This window comes from Reichenbachiella agariperforans, assembly GCF_900142205.1.
GTDB classification, from domain to species: Bacteria; Bacteroidota; Bacteroidia; order Cytophagales; family Cyclobacteriaceae; genus Reichenbachiella; species Reichenbachiella agariperforans.
The window spans coordinates 674,970-701,567 of sequence record NZ_FRAA01000001.1 but is presented as its reverse complement, the minus strand read 5'-3'; the positions used below and the strand labels follow the sequence as shown (position 1 = coordinate 701,567).

General features: G+C 44.4%; 13 protein-coding genes and 1 pseudogene. All 14 read left to right on the top strand.

The window, feature by feature from the left end; translation table 11 throughout:
- The first annotated feature begins 99 nt into the window (after nt 1–99).
- The 14 genes and pseudogenes from BUB99_RS02605 to BUB99_RS02540 all read left to right on the top strand — a co-directional run bounded on the left by BUB99_RS02605 (nt 100) and on the right by BUB99_RS02540 (nt 26,575).
- A complete protein-coding gene (locus BUB99_RS02605) occupies nt 100–1,206 on the top strand; it encodes an endo-1,4-beta-xylanase (RefSeq protein ID WP_245816780.1) in 1,107 nt (368 codons plus the stop codon).
- A gap of 14 nt (nt 1,207–1,220) precedes the next feature.
- Nucleotides 1,221–2,555, top strand: a complete 1,335-nt coding sequence (locus tag BUB99_RS02600) for a family 43 glycosylhydrolase (RefSeq protein WP_170863718.1) — start codon at nt 1,221–1,223, stop codon at nt 2,553–2,555.
- 15 nt (nt 2,556–2,570) lie between these two features.
- Nucleotides 2,571–5,039, top strand: a complete 2,469-nt coding sequence (locus tag BUB99_RS02595) for a glycoside hydrolase family 95 protein (RefSeq protein ID WP_073119176.1) — start codon at nt 2,571–2,573, stop codon at nt 5,037–5,039.
- Nucleotides 5,036–6,592 carry a glycoside hydrolase family 43 protein gene (locus BUB99_RS02590; RefSeq protein WP_073119174.1) on the top strand — a complete coding sequence of 519 codons (1,557 nt, stop codon included), beginning with the start codon at nt 5,036–5,038 and terminating at the stop codon, nt 6,590–6,592. The genes BUB99_RS02595 and BUB99_RS02590 overlap by 4 nt, the downstream gene beginning before the upstream one ends.
- A gap of 8 nt (nt 6,593–6,600) precedes the next feature.
- A pseudogene (locus tag BUB99_RS02585) lies at nt 6,601–7,424 on the top strand (sialate O-acetylesterase).
- Between the two features lie 33 nt (nt 7,425–7,457).
- Nucleotides 7,458–9,221, top strand: a complete 1,764-nt coding sequence (locus BUB99_RS02580) for a glycoside hydrolase family 43 protein (RefSeq protein ID WP_073119172.1) — start codon at nt 7,458–7,460, stop codon at nt 9,219–9,221.
- Between the two features lie 87 nt (nt 9,222–9,308).
- Entirely contained in the window at nt 9,309–11,921 is a 2,613-nt protein-coding gene (gene xyl3A, locus BUB99_RS02575; protein WP_073119171.1) for a xylan 1,4-beta-xylosidase, read from the top strand.
- Nucleotides 11,922–11,962: 41 nt separating this feature from the next.
- On the top strand, nt 11,963–14,539 hold the full coding sequence (locus tag BUB99_RS02570; RefSeq protein WP_245816779.1) for a glycoside hydrolase family 9 protein: 2,577 nt from the start codon (nt 11,963–11,965) through the stop codon (nt 14,537–14,539).
- On the top strand, nt 14,536–16,464 hold the full coding sequence (locus BUB99_RS02565) for a glycoside hydrolase family 97 protein (protein ID WP_073119167.1): 1,929 nt from the start codon (nt 14,536–14,538) through the stop codon (nt 16,462–16,464). Before BUB99_RS02570 ends, BUB99_RS02565 begins: the two co-directional genes overlap by 4 nt.
- Before the next feature lie 52 nt (nt 16,465–16,516).
- Nucleotides 16,517–17,437: an alpha/beta hydrolase gene (locus BUB99_RS02560; RefSeq protein ID WP_073119166.1), complete on the top strand. Its 921-nt coding sequence runs from the start codon at nt 16,517–16,519 to the stop codon at nt 17,435–17,437.
- Between the two features lie 283 nt (nt 17,438–17,720).
- Nucleotides 17,721–19,655 (top strand): glycoside hydrolase family 97 protein, encoded by a 1,935-nt coding sequence (locus BUB99_RS02555; protein WP_073119164.1) that lies wholly within the window; start codon nt 17,721–17,723, stop codon nt 19,653–19,655.
- Nucleotides 19,656–19,675: 20 nt separating this feature from the next.
- The gene (locus BUB99_RS02550; RefSeq protein WP_073119162.1) at nt 19,676–21,031 is read left to right on the top strand and encodes a glycoside hydrolase family 43 protein; all 1,356 of its coding nucleotides are present in this window, start codon (nt 19,676–19,678) and stop codon (nt 21,029–21,031) included.
- Between the two features lie 91 nt (nt 21,032–21,122).
- Nucleotides 21,123–22,466, top strand: a complete 1,344-nt coding sequence (locus BUB99_RS02545; protein WP_073119161.1) for a glucuronyl esterase domain-containing protein — start codon at nt 21,123–21,125, stop codon at nt 22,464–22,466.
- A gap of 158 nt (nt 22,467–22,624) precedes the next feature.
- A complete protein-coding gene (locus BUB99_RS02540; protein WP_170863717.1) occupies nt 22,625–26,575 on the top strand; it encodes an FG-GAP-like repeat-containing protein in 3,951 nt (1,316 codons plus the stop codon).
- Nucleotides 26,576–26,598 lie beyond the last annotated feature (23 nt).

The following is a 26,598-nucleotide window of genomic DNA, read 5'->3' as shown; positions in this document are numbered from 1 at the left end:
AAATTTACTCTTGCTGAGAAGCAAAATAATGTATCAAGATATAGTGCAAATCCAGTTTTAAGGCATCTTTTGACCCTAGACTATAATCGAATAACTACTTTGAGTTATTCTGCACTACTATTCATTTTAATACCTTTTTTTTCCCAAGCACAAAAAATCACATCTTTCAAGGACGGGATCGGGGACAAATTTTATACGGGCGCAGCGCTCAATGTCCCTCAGACGATAGTAGGTAATGACACCACTATTCAAAATATTATTACAGAACATTTCAATGCTATTGTATCCGGCAATACGATGAAAAGCGGCTGGCTTCAGCGCAAAAAGGGAGAGTTTAACTTCAATTGGGCAGATGCCTTCGTGGATTTTGGAGAGCAAAATGACATGTTTATTACAGGGCATACCTTGGTTTGGCATTCGCAGGCGCCCAAATGGTTTTTTACTGATGATGATGGCAATCAAGTGTCCAGAGAAGAAATGATCCGCCGAATGAGGGATCATATCTATACAGTGGTTGGTCGATACAAAGGTCGTATTGATACCTGGGATGTGGTCAACGAAGCGATAGAAGATGACGGGTCTTGGCGCGAGAGTAAATTCTACAAAATCATTGGAGAAGACTTTATCAAACTGGCCTTCCAGTTTGCCCACGAGGCAGATCCTGAGGCTGAGCTTTACTACAATGACTATTCCATGAGTAACCCGGGCCGTAGAGCTGGGGTAGTGGCCATGGTCAAGAGTTTACAAGAAGCAGGGATTCCGATTCATGGCATTGGCATGCAGGGGCACTTGGGTCTGGATTATCCCTCATTAGATGAATTTGAGAAGAGTATTTTGGCTTTTTCAGAATTGGGATTGAAGGTGAGTATCACAGAACTGGACATAACTGTTCTTCCATCGCCGTGGGGTGATATGGGTGCGGATGTTTCGACCAATGTCAGCTATGAGGAAAGAATGAATCCATATCCGGACGGTTTGCCAAAAAAAGTACAGAAGAAATTCGACCAGCGATACCTGGACCTGTACAAGCTGTTTTTGAAGCATGAAGACAAAATAGACCGAGTAACACTGTGGGGGGTGACCGACGACCATTCATGGAAAAACAATTGGCCAATCAAAGGACGTACCGATTACCCTTTGCTCTTCGATAGAGAAAACCAACCCAAAGCTGTAGTACAAGAGATCATTGACTTATATCAGAAATAATAGAAAAGAGAAATATGAAAGTGAAGAGAGGGAGGTGTATTCTCGGTGCAATGGCTATGTTGCTACTGGGGCAGTTGAATGCTCAAAACCCATTGATACAGGATCAGTTTACTGCTGATCCTTCTGCACGTGTGTTTGGTGATAAGGTATATGTGTTTCCATCCCATGATATTCTGGCCGAGGAAGGCAAGGGGCGTGTAGGTTGGTTCTGTATGGAAGACTATCATGTGTTTTCATCTGCTGACCTGACCAATTGGACAGATCATGGCATGATCGTAAGTCAGGAGAATGTAGCCTGGGCTGATCCTAAAGGCTATAGCATGTGGGCTCCCGATTGCATCGAGCGAAATGGTAAATATTACTTTTACTTCCCCACAAAGAAAAAGGATGCGGCTGAAGGTGAGGGTGGTTTTACGGTAGGTGTGGCGGTAGCCGATTCACCAGAGGGCCCTTATGTTCCAGAAGAAAACCCGATTGAAGGTATCAAAGGAATAGACCCGAATGTGTTCATAGACGATGACGGTCAGGCCTATCTCTACTGGTCGAGAAGCCAAATCTATGGTGCTCCGCTCAAGGAAAATATGCTGGAGCTGGCAGCTGAACCTACTGTTTTGGGAGACCTTCCTCAAAAGGGACACAAAGAAGGCCCTTATATGATCAAACGCAATGGGGTTTATTACCTGACCTATCCACATGTAGAGAACAAGACCGAACGCTTAGAATATGCAACGGGTGATTCTCCCTTGGGGCCATTTACCGTGCAGGGCGTGATCATGGATGAGTCGCCTACAGGTTGCTGGACCAACCATCATTCTATCATCAATTACAAAGGACAGTACTTGCTGTTTTACCATCACAATGAACTTTCACCCCAATTTGACAAGAGCCGATCGATCATGGCGGATAGCTTGTTTTTTGAACCTGATGGAAAGATCAGAAAAGTGACGCCTACCCTTAGAGGAATTGGCATTACTATAGCTAGTGATAAAATACAGATCGATAGATATTCCAGTAAAAGTGAGGATGCCAGTATCAGTTTCAATGATTCCACGGACACATTCCAGGGTTGGTATTTGAACTTGTCTGGTAAAGGGTCTTGGGTGCAGTACAACAGTGTCGATTTTTCGAAAACACTGAAGGCTGTTCAGATCAAAGCACATAGCAGCAAGGGTGCTGTTTTAGAAATTAGAACCACTTCAGATGCGCTATTGGCTATTGTCAAAGTTTCTGGTGATGGTGATTGGCAGGAAGCCGAAGAAGAATTAAAAACAACAACCTCCGGATTGCAGAATTTGAAGTTGGTTGTGAAAAAGGGAGAAGCGAAAGTGGATTGGGTTCGCTTTGAATAACAAAACGGTTGAAATATGAGAAATGGTATCTCTTTACTGGTGATTTTTTTGACCAGTATTTTTGGGTTTTTGTCTTGTGCGGATCGACAAAGTCAGGATACAGTTGAATTGAAGCTGTGGTATGACGAGCCTGCAGAGCGCTGGGTAGAAGCCTTGCCTGTGGGCAATGGTCGATTAGGGGCAATGGTCTATGGACGACCTGGGCAGGAATTGATCCAGCTCAATGAAAATACCATTTATGCAGGAGGTCCCCACCGCAATGATAATCCCGCGGCAAAGGAATCTTTGAATCGTGTACGTGAGCTTATATTCGAAGAGCAATACGAAGAAGCCCAGCAGCTCATCAATCAAACTTTCTTTAGTGGGAAAAATGGAATGTCCTATCAGACTGCCGGTAATTTAAGGTTGGATTTTGGTGATGATGAAGCTTATCAGAACTACTACCGCGAACTTGATTTGGATAGGGCAATCACAACAACGAGATACACCAAAAATGGAATTGGGTATCAAACTCAGGTCTTTTCGTCCTATCCTGATCAGGTGATGGCAGTACAGTTATCGGCGGACCAAGCTGACGAGTTGAGTTTTTCGGCCAATCTGGATCGACCCGGGGAGTTTGATGTGTCAACATTGGGTAGCAATGGTCTTGTACTTTCTGCCCGTGGCAGTGACCATGAGGGTGTTCAAGGACAAGTGAATTTTGAGCTCCAAATACAAATCGAAGCAGATGGAGGCACAGTAAAGACTGAGCATCAAAAAATCGAAGTGGAAAAGGCCAATGCGGCCACCATTTACATTTCTATAGCTTCCAACTTTGAACGCTACGATGACCTAAATGGAGATGCTTCAGAAAAAGCGGCAAAATCTCTGCAAGCCGCAGTTGAAAAAGGCTTTGACCAATTATTGCTAGATCATATTGCTGACTATCAGAAGCTATTTCGTCGGGTAACATTGGATTTGGGCAATACGGATTCTGCATACAATACTACAGATCAAAGAATCGTCGATTTTTCCAGTGGAAATGACCCACAGCTTGCTGCCCTTTATTTCCAGTTTGGGCGATATTTATTGATCTCCTCCTCCAGACCTGGTGGTCAGCCAGCTAATCTGCAAGGGATATGGAACGACCAACTAAAGCCAGCATGGGATAGCAAGTACACGATCAATATCAATACGGAGATGAACTATTGGCCTTCTGAAATCACCAATCTCCCGACTTTGAATGAACCTTTGGTGGAGATGGTGAAGGATTTGTCCTACACCGGAAGGAAGACGGCCCAAGACATGTATGGAGCCAGAGGTTGGGTAGCTCATCACAATACAGATATTTGGCGGATAACGGGCCCTGTTGATGGAGCATTTTGGGGTATGTGGCCGATGGGAGGTGCCTGGTTGTCACAGCATTTGTTCGACAAGTACGATTATTCGGGTGACAGAGCTTTCTTAACGTCTGTCTATCCGGTGGTGAGAGAGGCTTGCCTTTTCTATCAGGACTTTATGGTCAAAGACCCGGACAAGGGGCGGCAAGTCATCGTGCCATCAATATCTCCGGAAAACGCTCCCTATTCAGATCATAGAGCATCGGTATCAGCAGGCACCACCATGGACAACCAGTTGATATTTGATTTGTTTAGCCGCACGGCGCAGGCAGCCGATATTTTAGGCACAGACAAGGCATTGGTTGTTGAGTTGAACAAGAGGCTTGAGGAGCTGCCCCCGATGCAAATAGGGAAATGGGGACAGCTACAAGAATGGATGTATGACTGGGACAATCCAGAAGATCATCACCGTCATGTGTCTCATTTATATGGTTTATACCCATCTAACCAGATTTCACCCTATAAGACTCCTAAACTCTTTGACGCAGCGAGGACTTCACTGGTAGCCAGAGGAGATGAATCGACGGGTTGGTCGATGGGCTGGAAAGTGAATTTATGGGCTCGTCTTTTGGATGGAAACCATGCGATGAAACTCATCAAAGATCAGTTGAGTCCATCGGTACAAGCCCAGGGCGAACAAGGAGGAACTTACCCTAATCTCTTCGATGCACATCCACCATTTCAGATCGATGGCAATTTTGGTTGTACCGCAGGGATAGCAGAGATGCTATTGCAGAGTCATGACGGTGCTTTGCATGTTTTGCCAGCCTTACCAGACGATTGGAGTCAAGGTGAAGTAAGAGGTTTAAGAGCTAGAGGTGGTTTTGAAGTGGATATCAAGTGGGAAAGCAGTTTAGCGAAAGAAGTTAAAATTACTTCTCAATTGGGAGGGGGCTGCCGAGTTAGATCTTATTATCCGCTCGTTGGGGATGGACTAGAAGAAGCGACAGGTAAGAACAGCAACCCTTTTTACCAGCAACCTAATATCAAAAAACCTTTGATTGCTAAGGAGGCCAACTTTAAAGGTTTGGAATTGAAGAAGATATATGAATACGACCTGACAACTGAGCCAGGTAAAACCTACAATTTAAAAGCAGCTAAATGAAATCTATAAGACTTGTTCTCATTCACTTGTTTATTACATCTCTTGTCGGTGCCCAAGATCGAGCAATAAATCCTTTGATACATGCCGATGTGCCTGATGTATCTATGATACGAGTGGGAGAAACGTATTACATGAGTAGTACTACCATGCATATGAGTCCTGGTGTACCTATCATGAAATCAACGGACCTGGTCAATTGGGAACTCGTTAGCTACGCCTACGATACACTGGCGGACATAGATGCTACCAATCTCGAAAATGGAGAGAATATGTATGGAAGAGGCTCATGGGCCAGTTGTTTGCGACATGTAGATGGACTTTATTACCTATCTACTTTTTCAGCCACTGCTGGCAAAACCTTCATTTTTTCGACTTCAGATATTGAGAATGAGCCATGGAGGCGGCATTCGTTCAAACCTTCTTTGCATGACAATTCCTTCTTTATCGACGATGATGGTAAGATGTATCTAATTTGGGGAGGAGGGGAATTGAAGATAGCAGAAATCAAACCTGATCTAAGCGGTGTGGTGCCGGGCACGGAAAGAGTTCTGATTGAAAATGCACATGCACCGATCAAAGATCCGATCATGCTCCCTGCTGAAGGATCGCAGCTTTTTAAGGTCGATGGCAAATATTACCTCTTCAACATTGCCTGGCCCAAAGGAGGTGTGAGAACCGTTATCATTCATAGAGCTGATAAAATCACGGATCCATGGGAAGGAAGGGTTGCACTCCAAGACAAAGGAGTGGCTCAGGGAGGTTTGATTGATACACCAGATGGACGATGGTTTTCATTCTTATTTAGGGACAATGGAGCCGTAGGGCGTATTCCTTATTTGGTACCAGTCGAGTGGAAAGAAGGCTGGCCGGTATTGGGAGAAAATGGCAAGGTTCCTATGGAATTGGACTTACCAGCAAATAAGAGTTTGATCCCTGGTATAGTAGCTTCTGATGACTTCAAGCGAAAGAAGGGAGATGCAGATTTGCCTTTGGTTTGGCAATGGAACCACAATCCGGACAATGACAATTGGAAGATCAATGGAAAGAAGGGATACCTAAGCTTGACCACAGGTCGTGTTGATCAGGATATATTGAATTCCCGAAACATATTGACGCAGCGGACCATTGGCCCTGTTTGTACGGGTAGTACGGCTATCGATGTGTCCAAAATGAAGGAAAGGGATCGCAGCGGACTTATCCTTCTACAGAAAAAATACGGTTGGGTAGGCGTCAAATACGAAAAGGGACAAAAGTACCTGGTGATGGAAGGTGTATTCGGTGAGTTGCCGGAAGAGAAAGAACGAGTGAAACTCGATCAGGATCAAGTGTATCTAAAGGCGATTGCCAACTTTCTCGACAGAAAAGACGAAGCGCAGTTTTTCTACAGTTTGGATGGAAAAAACTGGAAGCCAATAGGAGGGACTTTGAAAATGGCCTACACCCTACCGCATTTTATGGGCTACCGATTCGGGTTGTTCAATTATGCGACTAAAGAAAAAGGAGGGGTAGTCAACTTCGATTATTTCCAAATCTCAGATCAGATAGACAAATGAAAATAATAATGAAAACAAAATGGGTTTTGATCTTGATGCTGTTCAATAGCGGATTTTTGGCTGCTCAAGATCCAAACTTCTACATCTTTCTGGCATTTGGTCAGTCCAACATGGAAGGTCATGCAAGGTATGAAGCCCAGGATACCCTTGTCAACGAGAGGTTTCAGGTGATGTCAGCGGTGGATTGTCCGGAATTCGGTCGAACCATGGGAGAATGGTACCCTGCCCGATCGCCACTCTGTGCCGCTGCAAAACGGGCTTGACCCCTACAGATTATTTCGGACGTACTTTGATCAAAAACCTTCCGGATAGCATCAAAGTTGGGGTGATCAATGTCTCAGTGGGTGGTTGCAAAATTGAGCTTTTTGACAAAGAAAATTATAGCAGTTACATTGCTGAGTCGCCGGATTGGCTCAAGAATATGGCCAAAGAATATGACAACAACCCCTACGGTCGATTGGTCGAGATGGCTCAACTGGCCCAAAAAGACGGGGTGATCAAAGGCATTTTGCTTCATCAGGGAGAATCCAATACTGGGGATAAAAGTTGGCCTAGCAAGGTGAGGGACGTTTATGACAACCTACTATCGGAGCTGAACCTAGATCCAAAAGAAACACCACTATTGGCTGGCGAAATGGTAAGTGCAGAGCAAGGAGGTAAATGCGCGAGCATGAACGCCATCGTTGGTACTCTGCCAGAGTTGATCCCAAATGCACACATTATTTCTTCCGAAGACTGTGAGGCAGTAGAGGATGGCCTTCATTTTTCGGCAGAAGGGTATCGAAAACTGGGCAGGCGGTATGCGTATCAAATGCTCTTGTTACTAGACTGAAATAAATTATTGAATACAAAAATTAATAAATAGATGAATCAAGTGAAAGTTAGAATATTGGCGGCTTGTCTGGTGCTATGCTCGATGACAGCCATGGGTGGAACAGGAGACAAACAAGGCAAACTAGCCAGCCCGGTGTTTTCTAAAGTAGAATATGTAGGGAACGATAAGGTTTACAATGAAAATCCATTGGAATCTGGTGAGTTTTATAATCCTATTTTACAGGGCTGCTACCCTGACCCGGCGATTACCAGAAAGGGAGATGATTACTACATGGTGGTTTCATCCTTTGCGATGTTTCCCGGAGTACCGATTTTTCATTCCAATGATTTGGTCAACTGGACTCAGTTGGGGCATGTGTTGGATCGTACATCGCAGTTAGATGTTCATGATACTGGTATCAGTATGGGGGTATATGCACCTGGGATCACTTACAATGAAAATAACGATACGTTTTATATGATCACCACTGCATTTGCTGGGAGTACAAAACTGCCAGGTACTTTGGGGAATTTCGTCGTGAAAACCAAAGATCCGAAAGAGGGATGGAGCGACCCCTACAAGCTGGATTTTGCGGGGATCGATCCTTCGATTTTCTTCGATGATGATGGCAAGGCCTATGTCGTGCACAATGATGCTCCTGATCCAGGGAAGGAACTCTACGGTGGTCATCGTGTGATAAAGGTTTGGGAATACGATGTGGAAAAGGACCAGATAATCAAAGGTACGGATCAAATCATCGTCAATGGTGGTGTTGATTTGGCCAAGAAACCCATCTGGATCGAAGCACCGCACATTTACAAGAAAAACGGGAAGTACTACCTGATGTGCGCAGAAGGTGGTACAGGAGACTGGCATAGCGAAGTAGTATTTATTAGCGATAGCCCCAAAGGTCCATACGTGCCAGCTCCTAGTAACCCGATCTTGACGCAAAGACATTTCCCAAAGGACAGAAAAAACAACGTGGATTGGGCGGGGCATGCCGATTTGGTATTAGGGCCTGATGGAAAATATTATGGCGTATTCTTGGGTATTCGTCCCAATGAAGAAGACCGGGTAAATACGGGGCGCGAGACTTTCATCCTACCTGTAGACTGGTCTGGTACGTTCCCGGTATTCGAGAATGGTTTGGTGCCAATGGAACCTACATTGGCTATGCCTGCCGGAGTGGAGAACAAAACAGGAAAGGATGGCTTTTTCCCTAATGGAAATTTCACTTATACCGAAGATTTTACTTCTGATCAATTGGACTACAGATGGATTGGATTGAGAGGTCCGAGGGAGGAATTTATTTCTACAGGAAAAAAAGGTCTGTCCATTGATCCATTTGATACCAACATCAAAGAGCTCAAGCCTACATCAACCTTGTTTCACAGACAAATGCACAAGGCTTTCACTTTTACAACAGAGATGAAGTACAAGCCTCAGTCAGAGAAGGATTTGGCTGGACTTACTTGTTACCAAAACGAAGGCTCGAATTATGTGTTTGGTGTGACCAAAAAAGGAGGAGATTATATGCTGGTTTTGGAGCGTACAGAGACCAAAGGCAGAAGGAGAGATCGTGAGACTAGCTCTAAGGTGATTGCTAGTACGAGTATTGATTTGAAAAAGTCGATACAACTCAAGGTAAGTGCTGAAGGAGACGATTATATATTCAGTTATGCGCTGGATGGTGAAGATTTTCAAGACCTGGGTGCAGCAGTCTCTGGAGATATACTGTCTACCAATGTAGCTGGTGGATTTACAGGTGCCATGATTGGTTTGTATGCCACATCAGGCAACACTACTCTGCCCTAATCGGTAGTTCTCAACCTGAAAAAATTGGAGGGTTCTGGACTTATGTTCGTGACCCTCCTTTGTTCGTTAATCTGCATTGATTAAAACATGATGAAAAGACTAAACTACGCTACTCTATTTGTTCTCCTATCAGCCGTATTATGGGCTGGTGCCTGTCAGGAAAGCAAACCTGATTATCAAAATCCAGACCTGAGTTTTGATGAACGTGCCGACGATCTCATTTCTCGAATGACCCTCGAGGAAAAAGCGGCACTGATGTGCGATATTTCTGAGGCTATACCCAGATTGGGTATTAAAAAGTTTAATTGGTGGAGTGAAGCACTTCATGGTTATGCGAATAATGACAATGTCACAGTTTTTCCAGAACCGATAGGGATGGCGGCCTCTTTTGATGATGAGTTGCTCTATCATATATTCGATGCAGTATCAGACGAAGGGCGTGCCAAGTACAACGAGTGGATCGCTGCGGGAAATGAAAACAAGCGTTTTCTGAGCTTGTCGGTATGGACGCCAAATGTGAACATCTTTCGTGATCCCAGATGGGGCAGAGGTCAGGAAACCTATGGCGAAGATCCCTTCCTCACTTCTCGCATGGGGGTGCAAGTGGTCAAGGGGCTTCAGGGGCCTGAAGATGCCAAGTACCGCAAGCTACTCGCTTGCGCTAAGCACTATGCGGTCCATTCTGGACCAGAATGGAGCCGTCATGAACTGAACCTGGACAATGTAGACCCAAGAGATTTATGGGAAACCTATCTGCCAGCCTTCAAGGCACTAGTACAAGAAGCAGACGTACGGCAGGTGATGTGCGCTTATCAAAGATTAGATGGTGAACCCTGCTGTGGTAGTGATCACCTGCTCCAAACCACACTGAGAGAAGAGTGGGATTATGAGCATCTGGTCGTGGGCGACTGTGGTGCGGTTCAGGATTTTTATACCACGCACAATGTCTCACCGGACGCCGTTCATGCAGCGGCCAAAGCAGTGCTAGCTGGTACGGATGTCGAGTGTCAGTGGGACAAGCATAACTACAAGCTGATTCCGCAAGCCGTAGAACAAGGACTACTAAAAGAAGAAGAGATCGATGTGCGTTTGAAACGTGTGTTGATGGGGCGATTCGAATTAGGGGAAATGGATCCTGACGAGTTGGTGCCTTACACGCAAATACCTCCTTCTATCTTAAACAGTGAAGCACACAGACATCTCGCGCTGGAGATGGCACAAAAATCTATGACCTTGCTTCAGAATAAAAATGACATTTTACCGCTAAGTAAATCGATCAATCAGTTAGCTGTCATTGGCCCTAATGCGGACAATGAACCGATGCTGTGGGGTAACTATAACGGAACACCTGTCCGTACCATTACCATCCTGGATGGTATCAAATCCAAACTGGCAGAAGGGGCTGTGATGCATGATCAGGCAGTCGACCTTGTAGAAGACAAAGTCACAGTCAGTTATTTTTCTCAAATCCAATTTGAAGGGAAGCAGGGATTCAAGGCCACCTACTGGAACAATCCTGACCGTACAGGCGAGGCTGTAATCAGTAAGCAGATCACCAACCCAATGAAACTGACCACTGCTGGTCAGCACGAATTTGCGTCAGGAGTGAAATTGGAAGGCTTCTCTGGGAAGTATGAGACCACATTTACACCATCAGTTTCTGAAGAAATTGTTTTCAAGTGTGGAGCTACAGGCGCTTTTGAACTGGTGGTTAACGATTCGACTTTGTTCAAATCTCACAACTGGAGAACACTGCCGGGAAGGGTTTCTTATACTGTGGAAGCGGGTCAAACGTATAATATAGAAATCCGTTATGCTCAGCTCAACAGCTGGCAGGCCAATTTGGAGTTTGACTTTGGACGTGAAGTAGATATAGATTTTGCACAGTTGATCAACAAGCTGAAGGGTACAGAAGTAGTGGTTTTCGTGGGTGGTTTGTCCACTTTGCTGGAAGGCGAGGAGATGCCTGTTTCTTATCCAGGATTTAAAGGGGGAGATAGAACAAATATTGAACTTCCTTCTGTCCAGCGCAGATGTTTACAGGCACTCAAAGATGCTGGTAAGACGGTCATTTTTGTTAACTGCTCGGGATCGGCCATGGCGCTTACTCCTGAGACCGAAAGCTGCGATGCGATTCTACAGGCCTGGTATGCAGGTGAGTCAGGCGGTCAAGCGGTGGCTGATGTGTTGTTTGGAGATTACAATCCTTCCGGCAAACTACCGGTGACCTTCTACAAGCGTTCGGATCAGTTAGGTGATATCGAAGATTACGACATGCAAGGCAAGACTTATCGCTTCATGGATGATGCCTTGTTTCCATTTGGCTATGGTTTAAGCTACACCCAATTTGAAATCGGCACTGCTCAGCTGAGCAGTGAAAGCATTAATGCTGGGGAAAGCCTTCAAATCAATGTGCCGATTAAGAACACAGGTGATCGTGAAGGAACTGAGATTTTTCAGCTCTATGTAAGGAAAAAAGGCGATGAGGATGGCCCGTTGAAGACGCTGAGAGGCTTTGAACGTGTCGGCTTGGAGGCTGGCAAAGAGACGAAGTTAGAAATAGATCTGGATGCTTCTGCATTTGAGTTTTATAATAGATCAACCGAGAAAATGGATGTAATGCCTGGAACCTATCAGTTGTTTTATGGCAACAGTTCGGACAAAGCAGATTTGAAAGTAGTGGAGGTTGAACTTATTTAATCCATGGCTACAAGAGAGAAACCTAGATAAACAAAAAGTATATGCAAAGACTAAAGACAGCATGCTCACCTTTTATTAAAAGAGTAAAAGTGACTCGGATGATCCTAATGTCCTCATTCATTCTTGCTTTCGCACAGGTGACAACAGCACAAACCTTGATTCTAAACGACTCGGATTATTTTGAATCTAGAGGTTTGAATGTGTTGGTGTTTTCTAACGAGTACAATGGAGAGTTTTTTGATGAGAAAACGGCGGGTATCGAACTCATTCACCATGAGGTGAGAACGGCTACTGGTGGTGCGGTTCGACTGCATCACACACCTGAGCAGTGGGACTTGATCCCAAAGATGATCAACCGAACAGTGGACAAGACCAATAAGACCATCGAGGTTAAGCTCAGGTATGAGGCTTACGATTTCGATTCTAGACTGAAAGTGACCCCAAAAGGAAAGGGCTTTGTAATATCCGTTGTCTTGGATCAGCCTGTGCCAAAAGAGTTAGAAGGGAAGGCAGGATTTAATATGGAGTTTTTACCTTCTTCCTATTTTGAGAGCAACTATTTGATTGATGGAAAGCCTGGCATCTTTCCTAGGTATCCGGCAAGTAACACACTCACTAAATCTTCTAGTCAAAAAATTCCCCAGTTTGCCGGTCACAATACATTTGACGATCGTGGAAGGGACGAATACATCGTACCACTACCCTTAGAGTCTGGTAAAAATCTCATTCTCGCGCCTGAAAATCCAGAGCGCAGAGTGAAAATTCAATCTGAAGATGAAATTATGCTTTTTGACGGGCGCAACTTGGGACAAAACGGATGGTATGTGGTCCGAAGCATTCTTCCTGCCAACAAAACAGGGGAGGTTCTTTCTTGGTATGTAGAGCCCAACACTATAACTGATTGGCTAAGAGAGCCGGTGATTGGTTTCTCTCAGGTGGGCTATATGCCTAGTCAGGAGAAAGTCGCTGTTGTAGAATTGGACAAGAACGATCAACCCTTGAAAACTGCCTCCATCTTTCAGTTAAATGAAGAAGGTGAGTTCGTAGAGAAACTGAAGGCTGATGTGAAGCCTTGGGGGAAATATTTGAGATACAATTATGCTCAACTGGACTTTAGCTCCATACAAGAAACAGGTATTTATTATATCCAATACGGAGATTACAAAACAAATTCCTTTCAGATTGCCAATGATATTTACTCTAAAGTATGGCATCCTACAATGGACGTGTTTTTCCCTATTCAAATGGATCACATGGAAGTAAATGAGGCCTATCGTACCTGGCACGGAAAACCATTTGCTGACGACTGTCTACAGGCACCACTCAATCACAAACACTTTGATGGCTATGAACAGGGTGCTACCACAGATACAAAGTACAAGCCTTTGGAGCGTATCCCCGGTATGTCAGTGGGAGGGTGGTTTGATGCTGGTGATTATGATATCCAGACATTTAGACATGTGCTGGTGATTGCCAGTTTTGTAGAATCTTGGGAGACATTTGGCATAGACAGAGATGAAACCTACATAGATCAAAAAACACAATATGTAGATATTCATCGACCTGATGGGCAGCCGGATATCCTTCAGCAAATTGAACATGGTGTGTTGAACCTTGTCGCTCAGGTAGAAAATATTGGCCATCCGGTCAGAGGGATAGTCGTGCCCAATTTACATCAATACCACCACCTGGGAGACGCCTCTACCGAGACGGATAATTTGTCCTATAATCCATCACTGAAGCCTTATGAATCTGATGGCTTGTCGAGTGGTACGCTGGATGATCGTTGGGCATTCACCAACAGAAGTTCTTTCCTGGACTACCGAGCGGCTGGTGCACTGGCAGCTGCGAGTCGGGCACTGAAAGGCTACAATGATGAGTTGGCAGATAAATGTATCAATATCGCCAAGCGTCTATTTGAAGAAGCCAACGAAAACGCAAAAGCACCTGGTCATGTGATGTCCAGATGGGGACGGGGCAGCGATATGATTGCTATGATGCAGCTCTTCCTTACGACTGGAGAAGAACAATATAAAAAGGGCTTTTTGGATAATATCTGGAAGGTTTTGGATGAATCCTTGGAGCGCAACATCGATTATGCTTTGCTGGCATTGCCCTATATGGACGAAGCATATAAGTCTAAGCTACGAGGGTATGTGGTGAAGTATAAGGAAAATACAGACAAAGAAAATGCTGATAATCCCTATGGAGTTCCGATTGCCAAGAGGGGATGGGGCGGTAGTTCGGTTGCCATCAATTGGTCTATTACCAATTATCGAATTCTAAAATCCTATCCTGACATTGTGGATATAGAGGATGTGTACAGCGGACTGAATTACATTTTTGGTTGTCACCCATATTCCAACTTGTCATTCGTAAATGCGGTCGGTAACAAATCTAAGAAAGTAGCCTATGGAAGCAACAGAGCGGATTTCTCGACTATAGCTGGAGGGGTAGTGCCTGGACTTATTTTTCTAAAGCCGGATTATCTGGAAAATAAAGACGATTGGCCGTTTTTCTGGGGGGAAAATGAGTGTATCATCGACGGGGGTGCCTGGTACATTTTTCTCGCCAATGCAGCAGAAGAATTGGCGAAGAGTAATCTCAAGAACAAATGAAAAGAATTGTCTTAGTCTTTTTCATTTCGTCTATCATAGTAGCTAATGTGCGTTCACAGCGACTAGAACTTAAATCTCCCAACCAGAAAAATACGGTTGGTCTTTGGAAAGATTTGGAGGATCAGGGACGATGGTTTTTGCGTGTGGAGCACATGACCGCTGGGGCTAGAACGGAAATTCTACCAAGAATTGATTTAGGCTTGATTACAGATAAAACTGATTTCTCAAAAGGCCTTCGTTGGGTTAAATCGGGCAAGGTTCGGGAAGTGAGGGATGATTACAAAATGCTCCATGGAAAAAAGGCCCATCGCCAGAATGTAGCGAAAGAAGTGACGGTTCAATTTCAGCTCCCAGATAAGTCTCCATTGAATGTGGTCATCAGGGCCTATAATGATGGTATAACCTTTCGGTATGTGATCCCTGAAATTGACGGAGACCTTACCGTGAAGGAAGAAATGACTGCCTACACGATTCCTGATAGTACGAGAAGGTGGCTTCAAAAATTCAATCCTGCCAATGAAGGTTATTATCGCAGTACTGTCGCCTCAGAGGAGCAGCAGGACTGGGCTTATCCGGCACTGTTTCAATCTCCCGATAGTGCTTGTTTTTATTTGCTGCATGAAGCCGATTTGGGTCGGGATTATTGCGGGACTAAACTGACCAATTATCAAAACAAAAACGAATACAAACTCTCCTTTCCTGATGATTGGAACGGCAGGGGACAAGGCCAACCTGAACCAGTCATATCCGAATCCTGGCATTCGCCGTGGAGAGTGATCATCATCGGGAGTCTGGCAGATATTGTGGAATCAACCTTGGTGGAAGACGTATCTGAACCCAATAAATTAGAGAATACAGACTGGATCAAGCCAGGTCTTGTCTCCTGGAACTATTGGTCAAATAACCATGGAACCAAAGATTATCAAGTAGTAACCGAATTTGCAGATTTGGCAGCCCAGATGGGTTGGCCCTACACCTTGCTCGACTGGGAGTGGGATGCCATGATTAACGGCGGTGATCTGGATGATGCACTGGAGTATATTCATTCCAAGGGAGTGAAACCACTGATCTGGTACAACTCTGGCGGGGATCATACCTGGGTAGCAGCTACACCAAAAGATCGTATGCTTACGCATGAAAACCGGGTAGCAGAATTCAAGAAATTGAAGGAGAAAGGGATAGTAGGGGTGAAAGTTGACTTCTTCGAAAGTGAGAAACAAGACATGATCAACTATTATCTGGATATTATTGAAGATGCCGCAGAGTATGAAATCATGGTGTACTTTCATGGCTGTCTGGTACCAAGAGGTTGGCAGAGAACTTATCCTCACCTGATGACTTACGAAGGGGTGAGAGGAGCTGAATGGTACAATAATGTTCCCGATTTCACCTATGAAGCACCTGTTCATAATACCATTCTTCCATTCACCAGAAATGTGGTAGGCTCGATGGATTACACGCCCGTCACTTTTACCAACTCGCAGCATCCCCACATTACCTCCTATGGACATGAGCAGGCACTAGGAGTATTGTTTGAGTCGGCCTTTCAGCATCTGGCAGACAGACCGGATGGTTATCAATCTTTACCTTTTGAGGCTAAGGATTTTCTTAGTGATCTGCCCGTGGCATGGGATGAAACCAAGCTGCTAGATGGATTTCCTGGGAGAGATGTAACAATCGCTCGGAAAAAAGAAGAAAACTGGTACATCGGTGGAATCAATGGAGAGGATAAATCCAAGAAACAGACATTGTCCCTAGACTTCCTTGCCGCAGATACCCAATACAAATTGACTTTGATCGCGGATGGCGTACATGACAAAAAGCTTTCGACTAAATATTTGGTAGTGGACCGTTCAGATTCACTTGATATCAAGATGCTAAGGAGGGGAGGTTTTGTGGTTTCTTTGATTCCGGTCATTGATTAATTGAAAGAGACAGCTTATTAAAATATTATCCACTTTTTAAAACTTAATGATTATGAACAGATTGACTAATTACTTGCTCAGGACATTGTTCTTGAGCCTATCACTATTAATTCCTTTTTTTGTAGGAGCTCAGGATGGAACGATTTACCCTCTGGATGCACCTAAAGACTCCAATGCCATACCACTGAACACTGGAGGTGTGGAAGACCAACCTGCATCAGAGACTTGGTTTAAGCAGTGGGGCGACCCAATGGCCCGAAACATTACCAAAGCTACACTCACGCCTTTCTTGCCCGATCCCGACAAGGCCAATGGGACAGCGGTAATCGTGACACCAGGGGGTGGCTTTCGTTGGTTGTCGTTAGGCAATGAAGGCTGGGAGGTAGCTCAAGCATTGGCTGATCAGGGGATTGCTGCGTTTGTATTGAAATACAGATTGCACCCTACGCCTGACAAGTTAGAGGACTTCACCGCATGGATGAACCGTCCGAGAGGTCCAATGACCGATGATTCTAAAGAAACCGCTTCAGAACTGCCTCGTCGCGACCTTTCTGATCAGCTGGAAGATGCGGAGGCTGCTTATGCTATGATAGTGGATAGAGCCGAGGAATGGGGAGTGAATACTGATCGAATTGGTATGATCGGTTTCTCTGCCGGAGCAGGATTGACTATGCACTCTACTTTGAATTCTAAAACAATGAAGCTGGCGTTCATTGGCCCTATCTATGGAGGAATGGGTGAGGTAGAAGTACCAGAAAATGCACCGCCAATGTTCAACGCCATTGCCACAGACGATTTTTTGTTTAGGGGGCAGTTTGGGGTTGTCAAATCTTGGTACGATGCAGGCATACCTGTTGAGTTTCATCTGTATCAGAACGGTGGTCATGGTTTTGGGCTGGGGAATCCAGATCGCACCAGTAACAAATGGTTCGATGCTTTTATCCATTGGTTGACAGTGAACGAGTTTATTTAGTCTAGACCTCAAAGTATAAGTCTAGCCTCTTGTTTTAGCTAGTCTCCTTCCTCCTTTAAAATTGGATCATGACAGTAATCTGTATTGGGAGGATGGGGATTAATGCTTCACATAATGGGATAAAAAACTAATTATTGGTCTTTATCTGTATGGTGTGACACTATTAATATTCAAATTGAATCTGTATGAAAAGGATGTTTTCTACACATCTTCCTGATTCAACTGTTAGTCACGCATTTATGAAGAAATAAAATTTCGACAAACATCATATCAAACACATATAATGAGACTGGCAATTACTATTCTACTGTTAATTTTTACATCATCACTTTTTGCTCAACAGAAACAAACTGTGTCTAGTCCAGATGGGCGCGTGACCGTTAGTGTTTCTATTGACAAGGGGCAAGCAAGCTACTCTGTTAACTATGGTGGTAGCTCTATGTTGGAGGCTTCACCATTAGGCTTGACAACCAACGAAGGTGATTTTACATCAGACATGAGTTTTGTGGGGGCTTCTACGGGTGAAGCGAGCCAGACTTATAGCCTGGAGACGATCAAGCAGTCGGAGGTCAACTATGAGGCCAATATCCTAAAATACATGATGGCCAATTCAGAGGGCAAGCAACTGTCCGTGCTTTTTCAGGTCAGCAACCATGATATCGCCTTTAGGTATGAGTTACCCACTTGGGACAAAACAGTGGTTACGGTAGTAGAAAGTGAAGCCACGGGTTTTAAGTTTCCATCTCAAACCACGGCATTTCTATCCTATATGATGGGACCAATGGCTGGTTTTGCCCGTACTTCGCCGAGTTACGAAAGTGGCTATCAGACGGATGTGCCCATGGATCAAACCAATGCTAGGGAAGGTTATGTATTCCCTGGCTTGTTTAGGGTAGGAGATGAAGGCTGGGTGCTAGTGTCCGAGACAGGTGTGAGTAGCCAGTATTGTGCCTCACATTTGAGTGCTTACCACGACGGTCTATATACCGTGGAATATCCTAATCCAGAACAGAACAACGGTTTTGGTAGTAGCGGTGCACAGATTGGCCTGCCGGGTGTCACGCCATGGAGGACTATTACGGTAGGGGAGTCGCTAAAGCCGATTGTAGAGACGACCATTCCTTATGATGTGGTGGAGCCTTTGTATGAAGCTTCGATGGGTTATCAGATGGGTCGAAGTACTTGGAGCTGGATCATCTGGCAGGACAATAGCATGAACTATGAAGACCAGGTGAAGTATATCGATCTGGCAGCAGCGATGGATTTCGAATACATCCTGATCGATGCTTGGTGGGACAAGAACATCGGCTATGAGCGCATGGAGAAGTTGATCGACTATGCCGATTCCAAAGGTGTAGGGGTTTTTCTTTGGTACAATTCCAATGGAGCTGCCAATGATGCTTTCATGACCCCACTCAATAAGATGAACAGCACTATAGCCAGAAAGAAGGAGATGAAGTGGCTCAAAGAAGCTGGAGTGAAGGGATTGAAGGTGGATTTCTTCGGAGGAGACAAGCAAGAAACGATGCGGCTCTATGAGGATATACTGTCTGACGCCAATGAGTATGGTTTGATGATCGTCTTCCATGGTGCGACACTACCACGTGGCTGGGAAAAGATGTATCCCAATTTTGTAGGAAGTGAAGCGGTGCTGGCCTCAGAGATGCTGGTCTTCGTGCAGGACGTGAGGGAGAAGGAAGCCTTTTATGCCTCCTTGCATCCGTTTATGCGTAATGCCGTGGCGAGTATGGAATTTGGGGGTGTCGTGCTCAATGATTTCCTCAACAAAGGAAATAAGGAAGGACAGGAAAGATTGACCACCGATGCTTTCCAATTGGCAACCAGCGTATTGTTCCAGAATCCCGTGCAGATGTTTGCTCTTACGCCTAACAATTTGGAGGCTGTACCAGCCTTCGAATTGGACTTTATGAGAGCACTGCCAACTACCTGGGATGCTACAGTGTTTGTAGATGGCTACCCGGGCAAGTACAGCGTTCTGGCCAGAAAGTCAAAAGGCAAATGGTATGTAGCAGGGGTAAATGCAGAATCATCCGAAAAGAAACTAAAGCTGGAAGTGCCTATGTTGGCAGGCCAAATGGTCAAACTATACGGGGATGACGAGGATGGAAAAACTTACTTGAAGGAAGTGAAAGTCGCTCGAAATGGTATGATCACTATTACCATGCAAAGCAAGGGCGGTTTTGTGTTGACCCAATAGTTTTAATCAAATTAAACCTTATGAAAGTGAATAGGTTCGTTTTATTTTTTTACTTCTCAATGCCAGTGATTGGATTGGCTCAAAACCCCATCATCCAAACCAACTATACCGCAGATCCTGCGCCCATGGTCTATAATGGCAAAGTCTATCTATACACCAGTCACGATGAGGACAACTCCACCTGGTTTACCATGGACGATTGGCGGTTATACACATCAGAGGACATGGTCAATTGGACAGATCATGGTGCAGTGCTGGACTATACTGCATTCGACTGGGCCAAGATGAACGCCTGGGCACCAGCGGCCATTGAGCGGAATGGCAAGTTTTACATGTATGTACCCATTACGACTCGTAGCGGTATGAATGGGATAGGGGTAGCTGTGGCAGATAGTCCTTATGGACCTTTCAGAGACCCATTAGGTAAACCTATGATCTCAGAAAGAATGGCAGATATAGATCCTGCGGTCTTTATCGATGACGATGGCCAAGCCTATCTCTATTGGGGTAACCCAGTGTGCTACTATGTCAAGCTCAATGAAGACATGATTTCATATGAAGGTGAGATTGCTCAGTTTCCGAATACCATTGAATCCTTTGGGAAACGCAGCAAAGAAGATCCGAGAAGACCTACAACCTACGAAGAAGGGCCTTGGATGTACAAGCGAGGAAATTTGTATTATTTGATTTTTGCGGCAGGTCCTATCTCAGAGCATATAGGCTATTCGACGAGCAATAATCCTACAGGTCCGTTGGAATATCAAGGAGTGGTGATGCCTACTCAGGGAGCGGCTTTTACCAACCATCCGGCCGTCATTGATTTCAAAGGAAAAACCTACTTTTTTTATCACAATGGGGCACTTCCGGGAGGAGGAGGCTTTACCCGTTCGGTTTGTGTCGAAGAGATGAAATTCAAGAAGAACGGGGACATCATTCAGATGGATATGACCAAGGGTGTGGAAGAAGCCTTGAGTACGATCAATCCCTACATGAAAAATGAAGCAGAAACCATCGCTTGGTCTGAAGGGGTGAAGTCATACGAAAATGATGTAGTAGGCGTATTCATCACCGCCAAAAAGAATGAGGCTTATACCAAGGTCAGAAATGTAGATTTCCGAAAGGAAGGAGCTGGTCGTTTCACTGTACGGGTGGGCACTACGCACAATGGAGGGGTGACAATGGAAGTAAGGCTCGATGCACTAGACGGAAAGCTGATTGGCGAGATAGAAGTGCCAATGACTGGAGGGGATGACCGTTGGGCATTGCGGTCTTTGGATGTCAAAGATGTCAATGGTAAGCATGATTTATACTTTGTATTCAAAGGAAAAGCATCTAGTGATATTATGTTTTTTGATTATTGGATGTTTAGCAAATAGTAAATCACATATTATATAGAATAAAAGTAGATTAGAGGATTAACTGTATAAGAATATGATCAGGAGACAAAATCAAATAGTGGTTTTACTAATGTTACTTTGCGTAATTGGCGGAGGTGTTCATGCGGTGCAAGCACAGTTTGCTCAAGCAGACAGAGACAGTATCAATCGTTACTCTTATCTGGATTTTCAGGAGATGAAGAAGTCTTTATCCATTGAGATCGAGAATAGACCTGGCCCATCTGGTGATCCTTTAGCTGCCAATGCAGCCAATACTGATGAGTCTAACGTACGATCTTATAGTTTACCTAACCCATTGATGTTTTCTGATGGCAAGAAGGTGACAAACCAGAAAGATTGGTGGGCAAAGCGACGATCCGAAATCGTGAATGATTTTGAATCAGAAGTATATGGGAGACTACCCGAGACCTTGCCTAAAGTCAACTGGGTGGTCAAATCTGTGAAAGATACCATAGTAGGATCATTTCCTGTTCAAGAAAAAACAATGCTTGGGATAGTAGACAATTCTGCCTTCCCCGAAATAAAAGTTGAAATAGAATTGGTAGTGGGCACGCCTAAGGAGGCAACAGGTCCAGTGCCAGTGGTGATGGAGTTTGGTTTTATCAATTGGCCCTTTGGCAAGAGAGCACCAGAACCCAATTATTTCATGTCCGCATATGAGCCCTTGTGGAAGCAACAACTCTTGTCACAAGGATGGGGTTATGCGATCCTGGTACCATCTAGTATTCAAGCTGATCATGGAGCTGGACTAAAGTCAGGCATCATAGGGTTAGTCAATAAAGGTGCTGCTCGCGCACCAGAGGAGTGGGGTGTGCTCAGAGCATGGGCTTGGGGAGCGAGTCGCGCATTAGACTATTTTGAGAAAGATGCTGATGTGGATCAAAAAAAAATAGCCATAGAAGGAACATCAAGGTACGGAAAAGCAGCTTTAGTCACGATGGCATTTGATGCTCGTATTTCATTGGGTTTTATTGGGTCTTCTGGGGAAGGTGGAGCATCTATCATGCGAAGAAATTTCGGCGAACAGGTAGAAAATTTAGCATCTTCGAGTGAGTATCACTGGTTTTGTGGCAATTTCATCAAGTACGCAAGTTCACTAACAATCGATGACTTGCCAGTAGATGCACATGAATTGATCACGCTTTGCGCTCCAAGACCAGTTTTTATCAGTGCGGGCTCTCACTTCATAGAAGGACAATGGGTTGATGCCAAAGGGATGTTTTTGGCAGGTGTACATGCTCAACCAGTTTATCAATTGCTTGGCGCAAAAGGATTGGGAACAAATGATTTTCCAGTTTTAGGCTTTCCGTTGATCAACGGTGAAATTGCCTTTCGTCAACATGCAGGAGGGCATTCCACAGGGCCCAATTGGAGTACATGGATTGCTTGGGCACACCGGTATTGGGATAAGTAAAAAAAATCCAAACGAAGGGATACTTTTTGATGTTCAAGTCTTTATAGTCTTTAAGGGGTGAAATGTGTCTTCATCTCACGGCATGATTGAGAAAGATGAGATGGACAATATGGAAGAAAACTAACCTAAAGTGTTTTATAACTTTACTTTTTTTGTTTTTGGCTGGTAGATCAGTTCTTCAGGCACAGCAATTCAAAGAAATAGGTCTTCAGAGCAAGCTATCGGAGGTATCTAATAATAATGGAGTAGCAGTAGCCGATTATGACAATGATGGAGACTTAGATGTGTTTGCTGTGACCCGTTGGGATGGGCAAAACCCCGCTTCCAGTCAGCTTTTTCAAAACAATAATGACGGTACATTTACTAATGTAACAACACAGTCGGGTATTCAAAGTACCCATGATTATTCTGTAAACAGACCCCAAAGCCCACATCCATTTGGTGAAAAAATGGGAGCTTCATGGGGAGATTTTAACAATGACGGCTATGCCGATTTGTTCCTAACGAACTCTATCTATCTAGAACTGTACTTAAATAATGGGGACGGAACGTTTACTGACGTCACGACTGAGATGGGCATCATTGATACAAATGAATGTATCAATGTCGTAGGTCTCTGGTTTGATTATAACAACGATTCTTTTCTTGATTTATATGTTTCTGGGGTGATTACCGTGTCCAGTTGCAGGGGCAAATTGTATAGAAACAACGGGGGTACTTCTTTTACTGAAGTGTCAGAGGAAGCGGGTGTTAAGGATAGTGGGCGCTCTGCCTGGACGGCTATTCCGCTAGATGTAAATGAGGATGGTCATCAGGATTTTTACATTGCCAATGATTTTGGAGCGAGCAATGAACTGTATGTTAATGATGGGACAGGGTATTTTGTAGATCAAGCCGAAGCGTACGGTGTGTCTGACAAGTTTATGGACGGTATGGGAGTCGCCTATGCAGACTATGACAATGATGGCTCCTTGGATTTATATGTGACTAATATTAACGAAAGTTCCCTGTTTCGCAACAGTGGAGGGGTATTTCAAAATGTATCTAAAGAGGTTGATGTGTTTTTGACTGGCTGGGGCTGGGGGTGCGGATTTGCAGATTTTGATCATGATCTAGACATGGATTTGGTAGTGGCTAATGGATACTATAACAATGATCAGGACAGATACTATGAAAACACACTGGAGACGGGGAGGATGATGTTTTTGGATCATTCCGAGCAAAGTGCTTTTGGAAAGAGTTCTATTTCAAATGGCTTGACGGTATTTGACTATGATAATGATGGTGATTTGGATGTATTGATAGGACGAACTGCAGGCGCATTAGGGTTTTATGAAAACCAAGTGATCTCAGGGGGCAATGAAGGGGGACAAAATTGGGTAAAGATTGACCTAGAGGGGGTTAAGTCTAATCGAGATGCTATCGGTACATTGGTGACTTTACAGGCTGGAGGTAAGATGTACAAACGTTACTATCAGGGTGCAGGACTAATGATGCAAAATCAAATACCAGTACATTTTGGTCTTGCAAATATTGAGTCAATTGATGAGGTGGTCATTGCTTGGACATCAGGTATCATTGACAGGTATGATGATGTTCCAGTTAATTCTTTTATCCACGTGACCGAAGGAATAGGTTATCAAACGCTGAGCTTATCAAGTGATAAAATATCAGGTTGCACAGATCCTAATTCGTGTAATTATGAGGTGACCGCAACTTTTGATGATGGATCATGTGAGTATTTAAAATCAAACCCCATTAGTGGGCGAGTGTTAGTAGGTCCTTTGAGTACATTCACATACTCTTATCCCAAAGTGCAGGGTAATGACTATCAATGGACAGTAAGTAACGGACATATTCTACATGGTCAGGGTACCGAATCGATCACTGTACAATGGGGTATAGGACAGTATGGACAAGTAGCAGTGACCGAAAAGGGAAAATGCTACAGTCAAGAGATAGCACTGGATGTAGCCATAGTATCGGACGAGGTGGATTATGATGTCTCTGTTGCTCGTCTGTGGAATGAGGCTTTGTTGTCGGCTATTCGTGTGGATTTCGCCAGACCTACTGTCCATGCAAGGAACCTTTTTCATGCAAGCATAGTGATGTATGATGCCTGGGCTATTATCAGTGGTGGGGCAGACCCTTATTTGATTGGAAAACAATTATATAACTATAACAATAGTTTTGATGGGTTTGAGTCATTGATAGAAAAAGGAGAAGCCTTAGATATAGCGATCAGTTATGCGGCTTATCGACTTTTGACTTATAGGTTTAGGCATTCACCTAATCAGAAAGTCACTCAAGATAGGTTTGATGAACTAATGCTTCTCTTGGGCTATGACCCCTACAACAACTTCTCGGATTATAGAGGAGGAGATCCAGCGGCTTTGGGCAATTTCATTGCTCAATCCATGATAGAATATGGCTTAATTGATGGTGCGAATGAAAGCAATCAATACTCCAACGAATACTACCAACCTGTCAATGCTCCGCTGGTACCTGTTTTGCCAGGCAACCCTACTATAGAAAACCCGAATCGATGGCAGCCACTACAGTTTCAGGTGTTCATCGATCAGGCTGGTAATCCGATATCAGGTAATACACCTTCTTTTCTGAGTCCTGAGTGGGGCAATGTGAAACCATTTAGCCTTAGGGAAGAAAGCGCCACTCATTATAGTCGTAATGGCAATGAATACATTGTATATCACGATCCAGGCACGCCACCCAAGATCAATCAGGCTAAAATGGCTTCTTCAGATGTAGATGTGTACAAGTGGAACTTCTCGTTGGTCGCTATTTGGAGTTCACACCTAGACCCCAGTGATGGCGTGATGTGGGATATTTCTCCACGAGGCATTGGTAGTGTCGACTTTCATGACCTGCCTTCAGAGCTGTCTGATTACGAAGGTTTTTATGATTTATTTGAAGGTGGAGATATTGGTCAGGGGCGATCAGTGAATCCTGTCACGGGACAAGCGTATCAACCCCAAATAGTAGCTAGAGGAGATTATGCCAGAGTTTTAGCAGAGTTTTGGGCCGATGGGCCAGACTCTGAAACACCACCTGGTCATTGGTTTACTATACTAAACTATGTACATGATCATCCTGATTTTGAGCGAAAGTTCAAGGGGCAGGATGGAGTAATTAATCCGTTGGAGTGGGATGTAAAGGCTTATTTCACGCTAGGAGGTGCTATGCATGATGCAGCTATAGCCTCTTGGGGAGTCAAAGGGTGGTATGATTTTATACGACCGATCTCGGCTATCCGCTATATGGCAGATCAGGGACAATGCACTGACCCATCTCTTGACAACTACCATTCGGACGGTATACCGTTGATAGAGGGGTATATCGAAGTAGTCAAAGTAGGAGACCCGTTGGCAGGTCATGAAAACCAACATGTAGGAAAAATTAAACTTTTTGCTTGGAAGGGGCATGATTACATCGATGATCCAGAGAAGGATGAGGCTAGAGTGGATTGGATTCTTGCTGAGAATTGGTGGCCTTATCAACGCCCATCATTCGTGACACCTCCTTTTGCGGGGTATGTGTCGGGTCATTCGACGTATTCCAGAGCCGCAGCTGAAGTGCTTACGCGCTTGACAGGAAGTGACTATTTCCCAGGAGGGATGGGAGAATTTACAGCCAAAAAGAATAAATTTTTGGTGTTTGAAGAGGGACCAAGTCAAGATGTAGTTTTGCAATGGGCGACCTATCGCGATGCATCCGATCAATGTAGCTTGTCCCGAATTTGGGGTGGTATCCATCCACCAGCTGACGACCTGTCTGGAAGAATGATGGGAGGAAGGATCGGGAGAGATGCATTTGCATTAGCAGAGAAGTACTTTAATGGCAATGGACTTAGTGTCAAAGTGAAACATAATGTTTACCCGGTACCAAGCCATTCTCACGAGGTATATATCACCAATACCTCGATGGGGGAGCAGTTCTTCGCCTATGACTTACAAGGTAATCAGATCCCAGTCAGAAAGACGGGGTTCAATGATATCACAGGGATCACATCCATTTCTTTCGATACCACCAATCCAGGAATTTACTTTCTGAAATCGGATAGTGGTGCGTGGAAGGTACTACTGCAATAGTATGGAATGAAAAAGTAGGTAAA

Coding starts and splice junctions, on each gene's coding strand:
- BUB99_RS02600 (WP_170863718.1), top strand. CDS start 1,221: ATGAAAGTGAAGAGAGGGAGGTGTATTCTCGGTGCAATGGCTATGTTG.
- BUB99_RS02595 (WP_073119176.1), top strand. CDS start 2,571: ATGAGAAATGGTATCTCTTTACTGGTGATTTTTTTGACCAGTATTTTT.
- BUB99_RS02590 (WP_073119174.1), top strand. CDS start 5,036: ATGAAATCTATAAGACTTGTTCTCATTCACTTGTTTATTACATCTCTT.
- BUB99_RS02580 (WP_073119172.1), top strand. CDS start 7,458: ATGAATCAAGTGAAAGTTAGAATATTGGCGGCTTGTCTGGTGCTATGC.
- xyl3A (WP_073119171.1), top strand. CDS start 9,309: ATGATGAAAAGACTAAACTACGCTACTCTATTTGTTCTCCTATCAGCC.
- BUB99_RS02570 (WP_245816779.1), top strand. CDS start 11,963: ATGCAAAGACTAAAGACAGCATGCTCACCTTTTATTAAAAGAGTAAAA.
- BUB99_RS02565 (WP_073119167.1), top strand. CDS start 14,536: ATGAAAAGAATTGTCTTAGTCTTTTTCATTTCGTCTATCATAGTAGCT.
- BUB99_RS02560 (WP_073119166.1), top strand. CDS start 16,517: ATGAACAGATTGACTAATTACTTGCTCAGGACATTGTTCTTGAGCCTA.
- BUB99_RS02555 (WP_073119164.1), top strand. CDS start 17,721: ATGAGACTGGCAATTACTATTCTACTGTTAATTTTTACATCATCACTT.
- BUB99_RS02550 (WP_073119162.1), top strand. CDS start 19,676: ATGAAAGTGAATAGGTTCGTTTTATTTTTTTACTTCTCAATGCCAGTG.
- BUB99_RS02545 (WP_073119161.1), top strand. CDS start 21,123: ATGTTACTTTGCGTAATTGGCGGAGGTGTTCATGCGGTGCAAGCACAG.